Annotated in this window: 13 protein-coding genes; 9 read left to right on the forward strand and 4 right to left on the reverse strand. The window is 70.1% G+C overall.

All coding sequences use genetic code 11. From position 1 onward, the window contains the following. Together purE and ACFVS8_RS05715 are read left to right on the forward strand one after the other, a co-directional pair. Positions 1–468, forward strand: coding sequence for a 5-(carboxyamino)imidazole ribonucleotide mutase (gene purE / locus ACFVS8_RS05710; protein ID WP_387059743.1), 468 nt, complete (start codon positions 1–3; stop codon positions 466–468). After that, positions 465–1,835 carry an LCP family protein gene (locus ACFVS8_RS05715; protein WP_387058745.1) on the forward strand — a complete coding sequence of 457 codons (1,371 nt, stop codon included), beginning with the start codon at positions 465–467 and terminating at the stop codon, positions 1,833–1,835. Before purE ends, ACFVS8_RS05715 begins: the two co-directional genes overlap by 4 nt. Before the next feature lie 93 nt (positions 1,836–1,928). On the opposite strand, the gene ACFVS8_RS05720 is transcribed toward ACFVS8_RS05715, so the two are convergent. After that, positions 1,929–3,071 carry a glycosyltransferase gene (locus ACFVS8_RS05720; protein WP_387058747.1) on the reverse strand — a complete coding sequence of 381 codons (1,143 nt, stop codon included), beginning with the start codon at positions 3,069–3,071 and terminating at the stop codon, positions 1,929–1,931. A 146-nt stretch (positions 3,072–3,217) separates the two neighbouring features. Between ACFVS8_RS05720 and ACFVS8_RS05725 the strand changes: the two genes are divergently transcribed. Together ACFVS8_RS05725 and ACFVS8_RS05730 are read left to right on the forward strand one after the other, a co-directional pair. Further along, positions 3,218–4,165 (forward strand): glycosyltransferase, encoded by a 948-nt coding sequence (locus tag ACFVS8_RS05725; protein ID WP_387058749.1) that lies wholly within the window; start codon positions 3,218–3,220, stop codon positions 4,163–4,165. Beyond that, complete coding sequence (locus ACFVS8_RS05730) at positions 4,165–5,001, forward strand: glycosyltransferase (protein WP_387058751.1); 837 nt, start codon at positions 4,165–4,167, stop codon at positions 4,999–5,001. Before ACFVS8_RS05725 ends, ACFVS8_RS05730 begins: the two co-directional genes overlap by 1 nt. A gap of 76 nt (positions 5,002–5,077) precedes the next feature. On the opposite strand, the gene rfbD is transcribed toward ACFVS8_RS05730, so the two are convergent. Continuing rightward, positions 5,078–5,926, reverse strand: a complete 849-nt coding sequence (gene rfbD, locus ACFVS8_RS05735; RefSeq protein ID WP_387058753.1) for a dTDP-4-dehydrorhamnose reductase — start codon at positions 5,924–5,926, stop codon at positions 5,078–5,080. A 4-nt stretch (positions 5,927–5,930) separates the two neighbouring features. Beyond that, positions 5,931–6,926, reverse strand: coding sequence for a dTDP-glucose 4,6-dehydratase (rfbB, locus tag ACFVS8_RS05740; RefSeq protein ID WP_387058756.1), 996 nt, complete (start codon positions 6,924–6,926; stop codon positions 5,931–5,933). A gap of 94 nt (positions 6,927–7,020) precedes the next feature. Here rfbB and ACFVS8_RS05745 point away from each other — a divergent pair, with 94 nt between their 5' ends. From ACFVS8_RS05745 to ACFVS8_RS05765, 5 genes are all read left to right on the forward strand, one after another. Next, positions 7,021–7,872 (forward strand): class I SAM-dependent methyltransferase, encoded by an 852-nt coding sequence (locus tag ACFVS8_RS05745; RefSeq protein ID WP_387058759.1) that lies wholly within the window; start codon positions 7,021–7,023, stop codon positions 7,870–7,872. 33 nt (positions 7,873–7,905) lie between these two features. Continuing rightward, on the forward strand, positions 7,906–8,514 hold the full coding sequence (locus ACFVS8_RS05750; RefSeq protein WP_387058761.1) for a dTDP-4-dehydrorhamnose 3,5-epimerase family protein: 609 nt from the start codon (positions 7,906–7,908) through the stop codon (positions 8,512–8,514). Beyond that, positions 8,514–9,380, forward strand: coding sequence for a glucose-1-phosphate thymidylyltransferase RfbA (gene rfbA, locus ACFVS8_RS05755; RefSeq protein WP_387058764.1), 867 nt, complete (start codon positions 8,514–8,516; stop codon positions 9,378–9,380). The genes ACFVS8_RS05750 and rfbA overlap by 1 nt, the downstream gene beginning before the upstream one ends. Before the next feature lie 129 nt (positions 9,381–9,509). Continuing rightward, the gene (gene glf / locus ACFVS8_RS05760; RefSeq protein WP_387058768.1) at positions 9,510–10,667 is read left to right on the forward strand and encodes a UDP-galactopyranose mutase; all 1,158 of its coding nucleotides are present in this window, start codon (positions 9,510–9,512) and stop codon (positions 10,665–10,667) included. Between the two features lie 45 nt (positions 10,668–10,712). Then, positions 10,713–12,695, forward strand: a complete 1,983-nt coding sequence (locus tag ACFVS8_RS05765; RefSeq protein ID WP_387058770.1) for a glycosyltransferase — start codon at positions 10,713–10,715, stop codon at positions 12,693–12,695. Positions 12,696–12,764: 69 nt separating this feature from the next. Here ACFVS8_RS05765 and ACFVS8_RS05770 read toward each other — a convergent pair whose 3' ends face one another. Then, complete coding sequence (locus ACFVS8_RS05770; RefSeq protein ID WP_387058772.1) at positions 12,765–13,661, reverse strand: glycosyltransferase family 2 protein; 897 nt, start codon at positions 13,659–13,661, stop codon at positions 12,765–12,767. Between the last annotated feature and the right edge of the window lie 29 nt (positions 13,662–13,690).

Consider the following 13,690-nt stretch of genomic DNA (forward strand, 5'->3'; position numbering starts at 1 on the left):
ATGGGTTCCGACTCCGACTGGAACGTCATGAGCGAGGCATCCGCCCTCCTCGACGAGTTCGGCATCGCCCACGAGGTCGAGGTCGTCTCGGCCCACCGCACGCCCGAGAAGATGATCGCCTACGGCAAGCAGGCCTCCTCGCGCGGCCTCAAGGTCATCATCGCGGGCGCCGGCGGTGCCGCGCACCTGCCCGGCATGCTGGCCTCCGTCACCACGCTGCCCGTCGTCGGGGTGCCCGTGCCGCTCTCGCGACTCGACGGCCTCGACTCGCTGCTCTCGATCGTGCAGATGCCCGCCGGGGTGCCCGTCGCGACCGTGTCGATCGGCGGAGCCAAGAACGCCGGGCTCATCGCCGCGAAGATCCTCGCCACCGCCGACCCCGCGCTCACCGACGCGCTCGCCGCCTACGCCGAGTCGCTCGCCGCGCTCGTCGAGGAGAAGAACGAACGGTTGAAGTCGACCCGATGACCCTCGCCGCCAGCCCGATCCGGTATCCCGACGCCGCATCGCGCACCGTGATGACCCGGCGCGCGTGGTGGCTCGTGGGGCTCAACCTGCTGATCCCCGGATCCGTGCAGGCGCTCGCGGGCGACCGTCGGCTCGGGCGCTTCGGGCTCGGCGCGACGCTCGCGCTCTGGACCCTCGCCGTCATCGCGCTCGTGGTCTGGCTCATCTGGCCGACCGTGCTGTACACCGTGGTCTCGACGAGCGTCACGCTCTGGATCATCGCCGCCGTCGCGCTCTTCTACGCGGTGCTGTGGGTCGTGCTCACCCTCGACACCCTCCGCCTGGTGCGCCTCGTGAAGACGGCGCCCTCTGCCAGGGCCTGGGTCGCCCTGCTCTCGGTCGCGGCCATGGCGGTCGTCTCCGGCACCGCCGCGTACGGCGCCTACTTCGCGACCACGACGAGCGGATTCCTCTCGTCGGTGTTCGTCGCCGGACCCAGTGCGCCGCCCGTCGACGGCCGGTACAACATCCTGCTGCTCGGCGGCGACTCCGGACCCGACCGCGAGGGCATGCGCCCCGACAGCATGAGCCTCGTGAGCATCGACGCCGAGACCGGACAGGCCGTGACCATCGGCCTTCCGCGCGACTTCGTCGACTTCCCGTTCGACGAGGACTCCCCGCTGCACCAGGTCTACCCCGAGGGCTACGGCTCGATCGACGGTTGCGAGGTCGACGTCTGCCAGCTCAACTCGGTGTACACCGAGGTCGAGCTGAAGTCGCCCGAGATGTACCCGGACGCCGTCGCCGAGGGCAGCGAGCCCGGAATCGAGGGCATGCGCGACGCCGTCGAGGGCATCACCGGCCTCACCGTGCAGTACTACGTGCTCATCGACATGCAGGGCTTCGAGCAGCTCATCGACGCCCTCGGCGGCATCGACGTCAACGTCGAGACGCGCATCCCGATCGGCGGCGACGAGAACAACGAGGGCGTCGACAGCTGGATCGAGCCGGGGCAGTACCACCTCAACGGGTACCACGCGCTCTGGTACGGCCGCGCCAGGTACGGCGTCGCCGGCGGCGACTACGAGCGCATGCAGCGCCAGCACAACCTCCAGACGGCGATCCTCGAGCAGTTCACGCCCACGACGGTGCTGACGAAGTTCCAGGACATCGCGTCGGCGGGTGCCGACACCGTGAAGACCGACATCCCGCAGTCCATGCTCGGCTACTTCGTGAACCTCGGCCTGAAGACGAAGGAGCTGCCGATCATCTCGGTGGCGCTCACACCCGAGAACGGCGTCGACTCGGCCGAGGACCCCGACTACGAGTACGTGCGGCAGCTCATCGCCGATGCGCTCGTGCCGCCAACCGAGGCGCCCGCCGAGTAGGCGGCGGTAACCGCTCGCGTGTGAGCGCGGCCACCGGGTCTCTCGGGGTGCCGGCGTCTCTCGTGGTCCCGGCGGACCGCGGCCGGTCGAGGTTCAGAGGTCGGCGTGCAGCTGCCAGACGCGCTCGGCGGAGTCGCGCCAGCTGAAGGCCCTCGCCCGGTCGCCGGAGGTGACCGCGAGCCGGTCGGCCAGCGAGGGGTGCTCGATCACCGAGGTGACGGCCGCGGCCAGCCGCTCCACGAATCCGCCCGACCCCACGGTCACCGCGAGGCCTGCCTCGGCGGCGACCTCGAGATGCGTCGCGGTGTCGGAGTGGATCACCGGCGCGCCCATGCTGAACGCCTCGATGAGGTCGGTGGCGGCGCCCTCCTCGTGGCCCGGCGCGACCACGGCGGTCGCACCGGCGAGCACGGCGGCGAGGTCCGACGGGTCGTCGATCTGCAGGGCGTGCACCCGACGCGCATCGACCCCGGAATCCTCGGCGACCGTCGCGAGGTGCACCTCGCCCCACGAGTCGGGGCCGAGCACGACGAGCGGGATCTGCGGCACGCCGGGGCGACCGAGCGCCTCGAGCAGTTCGACGAGCCCGGTTCGCGCCTCGAGCGTGCCGCGGGCGACGAGGTACTCGTCGGGCAGACCGAGGCGGGCGCGGCGGATCGAACCCTCGCCGTCGCCGGGCATCACGAGTCCGACGCGGGGCGCGGTGCCGATCACGCGCACGCGTTCGCCGAAGTCCGCGATGTCGGCCAGCCGCTCGGCGAGGGCGTGCGTCGGCACCACGACGGCGTCGGCGTGCCGGCGCGCGCGCTTCAGCATGGCCTTGGTCCACGACACCGTGGTCGAGGTCAGCGCCTCGGGATGCGTCCACGCCGTGAGGTCGTGCACGGTCACGACGACCTGGTCGCCCGACACCGTCCGGTCGTGCCGACGCAGCGGTGCGAACAGGCTCGGGGCGTGGATCATGCCGCCGCCGGGGGAGGTCGTGAGCCCGAGCTGCCACGCTCCGGCCAGCTCGCGACGCGCCAGCGAGGTCTTGTACAGACCCGACAGGCCGGGGAACATCGCCTCGATCCGCGCGTAGTCGGTGGGCGGCGACGACGAGACGACCGCCTCGACCTGGCATCCGCTCGGTGTGCTCGCGATGAGCGCGGAGGTCAACGCCTGGGTGTACCTGCCGAGCGGACCGGGCACGGGTGCGACGACCTGGTCGACGATCATCCGGAGCGTGATGGGCATGCATCTCCTTCAGCTGGTTCGCGGCAACCCGTTCAATCTACCCGCAGCACCGCTGCGAATCCGACGGGAACCCCTCCCCATGGTCGGCAGCGGTCCCGGATGCAGGGCAAGATGGAATGTCACCCGCACACCGTCCAGAGAGACCGATGAACCAGACCCCCCTGCCCCCGCGCGTCGTCCCGGTCGTGGTCGCCTACAACCGTCGCGACCTGCTCGGCGAGGTGCTCGACGCGCTCGCCGCGCAGCGCACGCCGGTCGCGAAGGTCGTGGTGGTCGACAACGCCTCGACCGACGACACGATCGAGGTCGCCCGCGCGGCAGGCGACCTGGTCGACCTCACGACGCTCGCGCGCAACACGGGCGGGGCCGGCGGTTTCGCGGCGGGCATGGCGCTGGCGCTCGACCGCCACGACCCCGAGTGGCTCTGGCTCATGGACGACGACACCGTGCCGACCGCCGGGGCGCTCGAGGCGCTGCTCGCCGCCGTCGAGGGCACCGAGATCGTCGCCGCCGGATCCCGCGTGATCTGGACCGACGGCACCGAGCACCCGATGAACACGCCGCGGCAGAAGCCCTTCGTCGGCAAGCCCGAACGCATCGCCGCGGCGAAGGCCGGCGGGATCGCCGTGCGCAGCACGTCGTTCGTCTCGATGCTCGTGCGCGCCGACGTCGTGCGCGAGGTCGGGCTCCCGATCGCCGACTACTTCATCTGGAACGACGACTTCGAGTACTCGACGCGCGTGCTCCGCGGTCGGCGCGGCATCCACGTGCCCGCCTCGGTGGTCGTGCACAAGACCAAGGTGCTCGGCTCGACCGACGCCGACCCCGGCCCGCGCTTCTACTACGAGGTGCGCAACAAGCTCTGGATGTTCCGCAGGTCGCAGAGCCTCTCGCCGTTCGAGAAGGCGGTCTACGGCGCCTCGAGCATCCGCCGCTGGATCAAGACGTTCGTCCGCTCCGACGACCGCGCCGTGCTGCGCGACGGATGGCGCCGCGGCTACCGCGACGGCACGCGCACCCGCCCGAGGCCCAACGCCATGTCGCTCGACGGACTCGGCGACGCGACCCTGGCCGTCCGCGCGGTGGAGGGCTGATGGCCGAGCCGTTCGCGCTGCTCATGCCCGTCTACCGCGGCGATGACGCAGCGCACTTCGCCAAGGCATTCTCGTCGAGCGTCGGCGAGCAGACCCGACGACCCGCCCAGGTGGTGCTCGTGCAGGACGGACCCGTCGGCGACGAGCTCGCGGCCGCGATCGACGCCGTGGTCGCCGCATCCGAGGTGCCGGTGCTGCACCATCGCCTCACCGAGAACGTCGGGCTGACCGCCGCGCTCACCGAGGGGCTCGCCCTGAGCGAGCACGACATCGTCGCGCGCATGGACGCCGACGACATCTCCCTGCCAGAGCGCTTCGCCAAGCAGCTCCCGCTCATCGAGAGCGGGCTCGAGCTGGTGGGCACCGGCATGTTCGAGTTCCTCGACGACGACGGCTCGATCGTCGGCCGGCGCGTGCCCCGCACCGACGCCGCCGACATCGCGGCGTACGCGCGCTTCCACGACCCGTTCAGCCACCCGACCGTCGTCTATCGTCGCTCGGCCGTCGACCGCGTCGGGGGATACCAGCCCATGGGCCTCATGGAGGACTACTGGCTGTTCGCACGCATGATCGCCGACGGCGCAGCGGTCGGCAACATGCCCGATCCGCTCGTCATGTACCGGGTCGGGGCGGGCGCCTACGCGCGACGGGGCGGGCGGGCGCAGTGGCGCAGCGAGCTCGCGCTGCAGCGGGCGCTCCGCGACATCCGCTTCACGACGCGCGCCCAGTTCCTCCGGAACGTCGGCGTGCGGGGCGTCTACCGCTTCGTGCCCGAGTCCGTGCGCAAGGCCGCGTACCGCAGGTTCATCGCGGGCGGCTCGAGCATCGACCGCTGACCGCCTGCCGCTGACCGCCTGCGGCTTGACCGCCGACAGTCGGGGCCCGACGGCTCGTGGCCCCGACGGCCCGTGATCAGGATGCAGCGGGTGCGGCGATGCCAGAGGCGCTGAGCGCTTCGCGCCAGTCGCGCATCGGCTCGAGGCCGGCGGCCTTCCAGGCGTCGTGTCCGAGCACGCTGAACGCAGGCCTGGGCGCGGGGCGCACGAACTCCGCACTCGTGGTCGGCCGGATGCGCTCCGGGTCGAGCCCGGCCTCCTCGAGCACGGCGCGGGCGAAGCCGAACCAGCTCGTGCGGCCCGAGTTCGTGCCGTGGTAGACGCCTGCGGGCGCGTCGGCGTCGGCGAGCGCGACGAGTCGGCGGGCCAGGTCGAGGGTCCACGTCGGTTGGCCCACCTGATCGTCGACGACCGACCAGGTGTCCTTCGAGGCGGCGAGCTTCAGCATCGTGGTCGCGAAGTTCGGCCCGTGCGCGCCGTAGAGCCACGCGGTGCGCACGACGTACGTGCCGTCGGGGTGCGCGGCCAGCGCGAGCTCCTCGCCGGCAGCCTTCGTGCGGCCGTAGGCGTTGATCGGGTCGCGCTCGAGGTCTTCGGCGTAGGGCTCCGCGGCCGTGCCGTCGAAGACGTAGTCGGTCGAGACGGTGATGAGCTTGGCCCCGAGCTCCGCGGCGGCGACCGCGAGATTGCGCGTGCCCGTCGCATTGATCGCGTAGGCGTCGTCTTCGTGCGCCTCGGCGTCGTCGACCTTGGTGTAGGCCGCGCAGTTGATGATCACGTCGTGTCCGGCCGCCGCCGCGCGAACGGCGGCCTCGTCGGTGATGTCGAGATCGGCGCGTGTGAGCGCCGTGACGTCGCGCCCTGCGAGCGCGGCCTGCACGTCACGTCCGAGCATGCCGGCGGCGCCGGTGACGAGGTAGCGCATCGGCCTACTGCCCCTGCGCCAGGTAGCGGGCCTCGGTCGCGTCCTTCTGCGGGGCCCACCAGTCCTCGTGATCGCGGTACCACGCGATGGTGTCCGCCAGGCCGGCGGCGAAGTCGGAGAAGGCCGGTGTCCAGCCGAGCTCGGTGCGCAGCTTCGTCGAGTCGATCGCGTAGCGGAGGTCGTGGCCCGGGCGATCGGTCACGAGGTCGTAGGCGTCGGCGGGCTGCCCGAGCTCGGTGAGGATGAGCTCGACGACCTCCTTGTTGTTCTTCTCGCCGTCGGCGCCGATGAGATAGGTCTCGCCGATGCGACCGTGCTCGAGGATCGTGAGCACCGCCGAGGAGTGGTCGTTCGCGTGGATCCAGTCGCGAACGTTCTCGCCGCGGCCGTAGAGCTTCGGCCGCTCGCCCCGGAGCACGTTCGTGATCTGGCGGGGGATGAACTTCTCGACGTGCTGGTACGGCCCGTAGTTGTTCGAGCAGTTCGAGATGGTCGCCTGCAGGCCGAAGGAGCGCACCCATGCGCGCACGAGCAGGTCGCTGCCGGCCTTCGTCGACGAGTAGGGGCTCGACGGGTTGTACGGCGTCTGCTCGGTGAAGCGCGCCGGGTCGTCGAGTTCGAGGTCGCCGTAGACCTCGTCGGTCGAGATGTGGTGGAAGCGCACGCCGTGGCGACGGGCCGCCTCGATCAGCGTGTACGTGCCGATGATGTTGGTCTCGAGGAACGGACGGGGATCGTCGAGCGAGTTGTCGTTGTGGCTCTCGGCCGCGTAGTGGACGACCGCGTCATGGGCGGGCACGAGCGAGTCCACGAGCGCGGCGTCGGCGATGTCGCCCTGCACGAAGGCGAACCGGTCTTCGGGCAGCCCGTCGAGCGACCTCAGGTTGCCGGCGTACGTCAGCTTGTCGAGCACGGTCACCGTGTGATCGGTGTTCGCCAGCACGAAGTGCACGAAGTTCGAGCCGATGAACCCGGCGCCTCCGGTGACGAGGATCTTCATGGGTGCCTTCCTTGTGATCGAGCCCTGACTGCGAGAGTCTAACGTGAGCCGACTCGGACCCCGCCGTGACGTCGGACGCCGATGAGGAGGATCCATGCGAGAGCATCCGTGGAAGAGCGCCGCGTCGTACTGGGAACCGGCCCGATTCGCCGGCTCGGCGTGGTACCAGCACGCGCCGTTCGCCTCCTGGCTCGTCGACGCGATCGAGCCGCGGACCGTGGTCGAGCTCGGCACCCACAACGGGTTCTCCTTCTTCGTGTTCTGCGAGGCGGTGAAACGCCTCGGACTCGACACCACCGTGACGGCGACCGACGGATGGATGGGCGACGAGCACGCGGGCTTCTACGGCCAGGCCGTGTACGACGCCGTCGCGGAGACGACCGCCGCGCACTACGCCGACATCGGCGAACTGCACCGCGGGTACTTCGACGAGTTCGCCCCGACCACGGCGGAGGGCAGCGTCGACATCCTGCACATCGACGGCCGGCACCGCTACGAGGACGTCCGCCACGACTACGAGACGTGGCTCCCGACCGTCTCCGACCGGGGCGTCGTGCTCTTCCACGACACGACCGAGCGCAAGCGCGACTTCGGCGTCTGGAAGTTCTGGGACGAGATCCGCGATCGTCACCCGTCGTTCGGGTTCGAGCACGGCCACGGCCTCGGCGTGCTCGCGGTGGGCGAGAACGTGCCGCCGCGCCTCGAGGCGTTCCTCGCCGCCGGGCGCGTCGAGGGCGCGGCGATCAGGGCCTTCTACTACGAGCGCGGCCGCCGGATCAGCGACGCCGCGGTCGCGTGGGCCGACGCCGCACGATATGCCGCGGCGTCGGCGGGACTCGCCGACGCCGAGCGCCGCGTCGCCGACCTCGAGTCGAGCACGAGCTGGCGCATCACCGCCCCGGTGCGGCGGGTGGGCGCCGCGCTCAGGAGCCGCAACTCCCGGTGAGGCCACGCCACGGCCGCTTGGTAGACTCCTGCGGTGCAGATCCGTGAACTGAAGATTCCCGACAGCTATGAGATCACCCCCAAGCAGTTCGGCGATGACCGGGGCGTGTTCCTCGAGTGGTTCAGGGCCGATCACCTCGAGCAGGCCATCGGGCGTCGGTTCCCGATCGCGCAGTCGAACACCTCGGTCTCCAAGCGCGGCGTCGTGCGCGGCATCCACTTCGCGGAAATCGCCCCGAGCCAGGCGAAGTACGTCACCGCGACGCGCGGAGCCGTGCTCGACTTCGTCATCGACATCCGCGTCGGATCGCCGACGTACGGCCAGTGGGACTCGGTGCTCCTCGACGACGTCGACCGTCGCGCGATCTTCATCTCCGAGGGCCTCGGCCACTGCTTCGTCGCGCTGACCGACGACGCGACCGTGAGCTACCTGGTCAGCGCGCCGTTCAACGCCGAGCGCGAGCACGGCATCAATCCGCTCGACCCCGCGATCGCGCTCGAGTTCCCCGCCGAGGCCGGCACGCCGCTGCTGTCGCCGAAGGACGAGGTCGCGCCCGGCCTCGAGGAGGCTCGGGCCGCGGGCCTGCTGCCCACGTGGGACCAAGCGAAGGCGTTCTACGAGACCCTCGGAACGGCGAGCTGATGCGGGGCATCATCCTCGCGGGCGGTTCGGGCACCCGCCTCTGGCCGATCACCAAGGGCATCTCCAAGCAGCTGATGCCCATCTACGACAAGCCGATGATCTACTACCCGCTCTCCACGCTCATGATGGCGGGCATCAACGAGGTCCTCATCATCACCACGCCCGAGTACTCCGACCAGTTCCGGGCGCTGCTCGGCGACGGGTCGAACCTCGGCATGCGCCTCGAGTACGCGGTGCAGCCCTCGCCCGACGGCCTCGCACAGGCGTTCATCATCGGCGAGGAGTTCATCGGCGACGAGTCGGTCGCACTCGTGCTCGGCGACAACATCTTCCACGGCGCCGGACTCGGCACGGCCCTCCGCGGCAACACCGACATCGACGGCGCCCTGATCTTCGCCTACCACGTGAGCAACCCCAGGGCCTACGGCGTCGTCGAGTTCGACGACGGGTTCCGCGCGGTCTCCATCGAGGAGAAGCCCGAGCAGCCGAAGAGCAACTACGCGGTGCCCGGCCTCTACTTCTACGACAACGACGTGGTCGAGATCGCGAAGAACGTCGAGCCGAGCGCCCGCGGCGAGCTCGAGATCAGCACGGTGAACGAGCGCTACCTCGAGCGCGGGCGCCTGCAGGTGCAGGTCCTCGACCGCGGAACGGCCTGGCTCGACACCGGCACGTTCGAGTCGATGATGCAGGCGAGCGACTACGTGCGCGTCATCGAGGAGCGCCAGGGGTTCAAGATCGGCTGCATCGAGGAGATCGCCTGGCGCGCCGGGTGGATCGACGACGCGCAGCTTGCAGAGCTCGCCGCCCCGCTCGTGAAGAGCGGCTACGGCACCTACCTGACCCGCCTGCTCGCCGAGCGCTGAGCACCCCCACGGTGGGGTCGTCGGGGCATCCGCCGCCGAGGTCGCCGTGCAGCCCGCACGAGAGACGTCCGGGTATGATCGGGGGTCGGCCGCGCCGGGCGCGGCCGTAGAGAACGAATTGGAGAAACCGTGACGACTGACGTCGATCTCGTGGTGGTCGGGTCCGGCTTCTTCGGCCTGACCGTCGCCGAGCGCTGCGCCGCCGAACTGGGCAAGCGCGTCCTGGTCATCGACCGCCGCGACCACATCGGCGGCAACGCCTACAGCGAGGCCGACCCCGAGACGGGCATCGAAGTGCACCGGTACGGCGCCCACCTGTTCCACACCTCGAACCCGAGCGTGTGGGAGTACGTCAACCGGTTCACCGAGTTCACGAGCTACGTGCACAAGGTCTACACGACCCACAAGGGCGAGGTCTATCCGCTCCCGATCAACCTCGGCACGATCAACCAGTTCTTCCGCTCCGCGCACGGCCCCTCGTCGGCGCGCGACCTCGTGGCGGAGCAGGCGGCCGAGGTCGACTCGGCCGACGTGGCGAACCTCGAGGAGAAGGCGATCTCGCTGATCGGGCGCCCGCTCTACGAGGCGTTCATCCGCGACTACACCGCGAAGCAGTGGCAGACCCCGCCGAGCGAGCTGCCCGCCGAGATCATTTCGCGCCTGCCCGTGCGGTACACCTACGACAACCGCTACTTCAACGACGACCACGAGGGGCTGCCGGTCGACGGCTACACCGCGTGGATCGAGCGCATGGCCGACCACCCCCTCATCGAGGTCCGGCTGTCGACCGACTTCTTCGACGAGTCGCAGCCGATCAACAAGCGGGCCCTCGTCGGCAAGGTGCCGATCGTCTACACCGGACCGGTCGACCGGTACTTCGACTACTCCGAGGGCGAGCTCGCCTGGCGCACGCTCGACTTCGAGCGCGAGGTGCTCCCGGTCGGCGACTACCAAGGCACGTCGGTCATGAACTACGCCGATGCCGACACGCCCTACACGCGCATCCACGAGTTCCGGCACTTCCACCCCGAGCGCGAGCACCCGGCCGACAAGACCATCATCATGCGCGAGTACTCGCGCTTCGCGGAACGCGACGACGAGCCGTACTACCCGGTCAACACGCCGAGCGACCGCGAGAAGCTGCTCGCCTACCGCGAGCTCGCGAAGGGCGAGTCCGACGTCTACTTCGGCGGCCGCCTCGGCACCTACCAGTACCTCGACATGCACATGGCCATCGGGTCGGCGCTGTCGATGTACGAGAACAAGCTCAAGCCTGCGTTCGGCTGACACGCGGCCGCTCGCCGCGTGCCGTCTCCGACTCCGAAGGAAACCATGACCATCGATCCCATCGTCCTGCAGCGAGTGATCTTCCCGGAGCACGGCGACCCCCAGGCGCTCCCGCTCTACCTCGACGCCGAGACCTGGTCGTGGTCGTACTCGGGCGACAACGACGACGACCTGCTCGCGAAGGCGCGCGGGCTCTTCACCGAGGGGCACGACCGGCGGCCCTCGCGGGTCACCAGCCGCAACGGCCTCAGCTGGCTGAGCGGCCGCCGGGGCCTGAATCTCCCCGCCTCCGAGACCGTGTCGTTCGCGTCGTACTTCAACGCGTTCCCCGCGAGCTATTGGAACGCGTGGACCTCGCTCAGCGGCACCCGCCTGCGGGTGCGGACGGAGGGTCCAGGTCGGGTCGTCGTGTTCCGCTCGAACGCGCGCGGCGTGATCCAGCGGGTCGACGGCGTCGAGGTCTCCGGGTCCACGACGAGCGAGTTCGTGCTGCCGTTCAACTCCTTCCTCGACGGAGGGTGGCTGTGGTTCGACCTCATCGCCGGCGACGCGGAGCTCTCGCTCGTGCAGGCCGACTGGCTCGCGCTCGACGGCGAGGGCCCGGTCACCGACGGTTCCGCGACCGTCTCGATCACGACGCTCAACCGGGGTGCGTACTGCACCAAGCTCCTCGCCGAGATCGGCGACGACGACGACGCCATGCGCTACATCGACCGGGTGCTCGTGGTCGACCAGGGCAGCGAGAAGATCGTCGAGAACGAGGGCTTCGCGCTCGCGTCCGAACGCCTGGGCGATCGCCTGCAGGTGATCGAGCAGGCGAACGTCGGCGGGTCGGGCGGGTTCTCCCGCGGCATGCTCGAGACGAGCGAGGCCGGCGTGTCCGACTACGTCATCCTGCTCGACGACGACGTCGAGATCGAGCCCGAGAGCCTGCGCCGGGCCGTGCTCTTCGCCAACCACTGCACGAAGCCCACGATCGTGGGCGGCCACATGTTCGACATGTACGACAAGTCGAAGCTGCACGCCTTCGCCGAGGGCATCCACTGGGGGCCGTTCATGTGGGGGCCGTTCACCCCGGCGCGTCACGACCTCGCCGAGTCCAACCTCCGTCAGACGAACTGGCTGCACCGTCGGTTCGACGTCGACTACAACGGCTGGTGGATGTCGCTGATCCCGATCTCGATCGTCGAGGAGATCGGCCTCTCGTTGCCGGTCTTCATCAAGTGGGACGACGCCGAGTACGCCCTGCGCGCACGTGCGCACGGCCACCCCACCGTGAGCCTCCCCGGCGCCGCGGTCTGGCACGTCTCGTGGGTCGACAAGGACGACTCGCACGACTGGCAGGCGTTCTTCCATGCGCGCAACCGCCTCGTCGCGGCGCTGCTGCACTCGCCGATGGCCAAGGGTGGCAAGCTCTGGCGCGCGAACCTCGCGATCGACATCAAGAACCTGTTCACCATGGACTACTACACGGTGGCCATGCGGCACGCGGCGATCCGCAACGTCTTCGAGGGACCGAGCCGGCTGCACACCGACATGCTCGACCGGCTGCCCCGGGTGCGCGCGCTCGGCTCCGGGTTCACCGAGTCGAAGCTCCTGCGCGACCCCGCCGAGATGCCGAAGTTCGCGGCTCGCGAGGTTCCCGAGATCACGACCGGGCGCCCGAATCCCGGACCCCGCGGCCTCCGCTTCGTGTCCTGGCTGGCCAAGACGGCCTGGCGGCACGCATGGCGCCGGCCCGGCGCCGCGGCCGCGACCAGGCCCGAGGCGCACCTGCCGTACCAGGACGCCCGCTGGTTCGAGGTCAGCCGCTACGACAGCGTGCTCATCAGCAACGCCGAGGGGTCGGGGGCGACCTGGCACATCCGCGACCCGCGACGCTTCCGCAAGATGGCGGTCGACGCGGTGCGGCTGAACCTCCGCACCCGCCGCGACTGGAACAAGCTCTCGGCGCAGTACCGCGACCAGCTCCCCGCGATCACGTCGGCCGAGACCTGGTCCCGGTCGCTTCGGGGCACCTCGAAGTAGTCCGAACGGCGAACGGCCGGTCGAGCCCTCGTGCTTCCGACCGGCCGTTCGCCGTTGGCGAGCCTCGGCTCAGTCCGCCTTCGAACCGCCGAAGGTGTGCCTGGCGAGACTCCGGAAGCCCGACGCGTCGCGTGCGAGCACGGCCTTCGGGAGGTCCGCGGCGGCGTGCAGTCGCGAGGTGAGGTGCAGGCGGGCGGCGCGGGCCGCGCCGTGCCATCCGAGCGCGGCGAGGTCTCGAGCGGCCTCGCCGAAGACGACGCGCTCCTGCGCGAACTTCGAACCGTCGGGCGCCGTCACTGCCGAGACGCTCTCGGCGTGCCGGCGGTACCGGAACACGATGTCGTCGTCGACGACCAGCGAGCCGCCGTCCTTCGCGAGCTCGAGCAGCATCGCGAGGTCCTGCACGACATCGAGATCGGTGCGGAACTCGTGGCGGCGGAGCCGTTCGACGTTCCACACGAGCGACGGGAAGTAGGTCCAGTTGCCGCGCAGCAGGCTCCTGGCCATCGTCTCGCCCTCGATGACGCGGATGCCGGAGCCCCTGGGCTCGTACCATCCCTTGACGCGGTCTGCGAGGGGGCGGTGCAGTGCGCCGTCGGAGTCGATGACCTCGACGCCGGGCTGGATCACCGCGGCGTTCGGGAACCGTGCGGTCAACGCGTTCACGCGTGCGACGTACCCGGGGAGCATGAGGTCGTCGCAGCCCATGATGACCGCGAACGGGTTCTCCATGAGGCCGACGCACTTGCGGTAGTTGCGGCTGGGGCGCAGGTTCTCCTCGTTGCGGAGGTAGGTCACGCGCGGGTCGTCGATCGCTGCCGCCCATTCGCCGGCGCTCAGGTCGGGGTAGACGTCGTCGACGATCACCAGGCGCCAGTCGGGGTCGGTCTGGGCGAGCACGCTCCGGACCGCGAGCTTGAAATGGTCGATGCGACCGTAGAACGGCATCATGATGTCGAGAGTCACCCGTCAATGCTCGCATGCCGGTCCGCGGC

Origin of the sequence: Agromyces sp. NPDC058110, assembly GCF_042884735.1 — a bacterium.
In the GTDB taxonomy this organism is placed as follows: Bacteria; Actinomycetota; Actinomycetes; order Actinomycetales; family Microbacteriaceae; genus Agromyces.

What these genes read in the sequence shown, in the direction of transcription:
- ACFVS8_RS05745 (WP_387058759.1), top strand. Translation starts at nt 7,021, where the DNA reads ATGCGAGAGCATCCGTGGAAGAGCGCCGCGTCGTACTGGGAACCGGCC.
- purE (WP_387059743.1), top strand. Translation starts at nt 1, where the DNA reads ATGGGTTCCGACTCCGACTGGAACGTCATGAGCGAGGCATCCGCCCTC.
- ACFVS8_RS05765 (WP_387058770.1), top strand. Translation starts at nt 10,713, where the DNA reads ATGACCATCGATCCCATCGTCCTGCAGCGAGTGATCTTCCCGGAGCAC.
- ACFVS8_RS05725 (WP_387058749.1), top strand. Translation starts at nt 3,218, where the DNA reads ATGAACCAGACCCCCCTGCCCCCGCGCGTCGTCCCGGTCGTGGTCGCC.
- ACFVS8_RS05730 (WP_387058751.1), top strand. Translation starts at nt 4,165, where the DNA reads ATGGCCGAGCCGTTCGCGCTGCTCATGCCCGTCTACCGCGGCGATGAC.
- rfbD (WP_387058753.1), bottom strand. Translation starts at nt 5,926, where the DNA reads ATGCGCTACCTCGTCACCGGCGCCGCCGGCATGCTCGGACGTGACGTG.
- ACFVS8_RS05715 (WP_387058745.1), top strand. Translation starts at nt 465, where the DNA reads ATGACCCTCGCCGCCAGCCCGATCCGGTATCCCGACGCCGCATCGCGC.
- rfbA (WP_387058764.1), top strand. Translation starts at nt 8,514, where the DNA reads ATGCGGGGCATCATCCTCGCGGGCGGTTCGGGCACCCGCCTCTGGCCG.
- rfbB (WP_387058756.1), bottom strand. Translation starts at nt 6,926, where the DNA reads ATGAAGATCCTCGTCACCGGAGGCGCCGGGTTCATCGGCTCGAACTTC.
- ACFVS8_RS05720 (WP_387058747.1), bottom strand. Translation starts at nt 3,071, where the DNA reads ATGCCCATCACGCTCCGGATGATCGTCGACCAGGTCGTCGCACCCGTG.